General features: G+C 64.9%; 2 protein-coding genes. One reads left to right on the top strand and one right to left on the bottom strand.

Annotated features, from left to right (window positions below; all coding sequences use genetic code 11):
• Positions 1 to 366, top strand: a 366-nt coding sequence (locus ENZ74_RS31815) for a phosphate acyltransferase (RefSeq protein ID WP_281059756.1), incomplete at its 5' end; no start/stop codon positions are given.
• Positions 367 to 399: 33 nt separating this feature from the next.
• Here ENZ74_RS31815 and ENZ74_RS31810 read toward each other — a convergent pair.
• A complete protein-coding gene (locus ENZ74_RS31810) occupies positions 400 to 1,101 on the bottom strand; it encodes an antitoxin Xre/MbcA/ParS toxin-binding domain-containing protein (RefSeq protein WP_063169907.1) in 702 nt (233 codons plus the stop codon).
• Positions 1,102 to 1,374 lie beyond the last annotated feature (273 nt).

The raw sequence follows: 1,374 nt of genomic DNA, 5'->3' as shown, positions 1-1,374 counted from the left end.
TATTCCACCTTTGGCCATCCGCAGGGCGAACGCTCCGAGCGCGTCCAGGAAGCCGTGCGCATCCTCGACAAGCGCCGCGTCGATTTCGAATATGACGGCGAAATGGCCGCCGACGTCGCCCTCAACGCCCGCGCCATGGCGCAATATCCGTTCATCCGCCTGACCGGCCCGGCCAATGTGCTGATCATGCCGGCGTTCCACTCGGCCTCGATTTCGACCAAGATGTTGCAGGAACTCGGCGGCTCGACGGTGATCGGGCCGCTGCTGGTCGGCCTGAACAAGCCGGTTCAGATCGTGTCGCTGAATGCCAAGGACAGCGATATCGTCAACATGGCGGCGATCGCGGCGTACACGGCGGGGACTTGAGGGGCTGGCCTCAGCGGTGAGTCCGCGAGGCGTTCAGCCCGGCGCGAATACGCGCGCGGCCTCGACGACCTCGTCCACCTGATCCTGCCGCAGCAAGTCGATCGGGACGCGGCCGTCGAGCTGCGCCGAGGGCCGCGTCAGCCACAGCCATGCGAGCCTCGGATTGGTGATCAGGGATAGCACGTCGCGAATGCCTGCAACCGGCCGGCCGTCGACGAACTGCGCCAGCGGGAAGACATGTTTGCGGCCGCCCTTGCGCAAGGCGATGACCTCACCCCGCCGCTGCCAGCGGTGCAGGGTCGAGCGGGCGATGCGCAGATGCTCTTCCAGATAGGTCGAACCGGCGACGCGGCCGGCCCAGTCCTCGATCAGCATCGATTCGAGATCGTCGGACTTTGGCAGCGAAGGAGGCTCGACATCGGCCAACGGGGTCGTCGGCGGATTTGTCACGCCGGCAATACCGGCTTCGCTGCGGCGCGCGGCTTCCGCCGCCAGCGCGCGCACGAATTTCGACGCCAGGCCGGGCAGGTCGGCATGGATGGCGTCGATGGCGCGCCGGTGCTTCGGTGACAGCAAGGTGACGGCGGACGCTATGCTGCCGGCGATCTTGCCGACCGAGACCATGGTGGGCTTGTTGATGGCCTCGTCATAGTGGGCAAGTGCACGTTCGACGTCTTCCGCGACCATCTCCGCGAAGTCGTCCTGCTTGAGGCCCTGGATTTGAAATCTGTTCATGCATCTGTCTTCTGGCCGCGCGCTCCCCCTCAGCTGCGGCCGATTGTTGAACTTCTAGTGCGGAAAACGGAAATCGCGGCGGCAACGAATCCTGCCGCCCGACAGCATGCTGTCCAGCATTTCTTGACACCCCAACTGACTGAGGGCGCACCGAAATGTCAGTCGCGGGACGCCCAGATTGCGTGTAGGTGCGATGTATGACAACTGCGCGACGGTGAGGGGCGGCAGCTTGACGGTTGTTAAAGCAATCCCGCCTGCTCAGCCTCGCGGCGC

It is taken from the genome of Mesorhizobium sp. M7A.F.Ca.CA.002.15.2.1 (assembly GCF_003998715.1).
GTDB classification, from domain to species: Bacteria; Pseudomonadota; Alphaproteobacteria; order Rhizobiales; family Rhizobiaceae; genus Mesorhizobium; species Mesorhizobium ciceri.
Note: the sequence above shows the minus strand (reverse complement) of the source record. Positions and strands in the feature narration are given on the sequence as shown.

What these genes read in the sequence shown, in the direction of transcription:
- ENZ74_RS31810 (WP_063169907.1), bottom strand. Translation starts at nt 1,101, where the DNA reads ATGAACAGATTTCAAATCCAGGGCCTCAAGCAGGACGACTTCGCGGAG.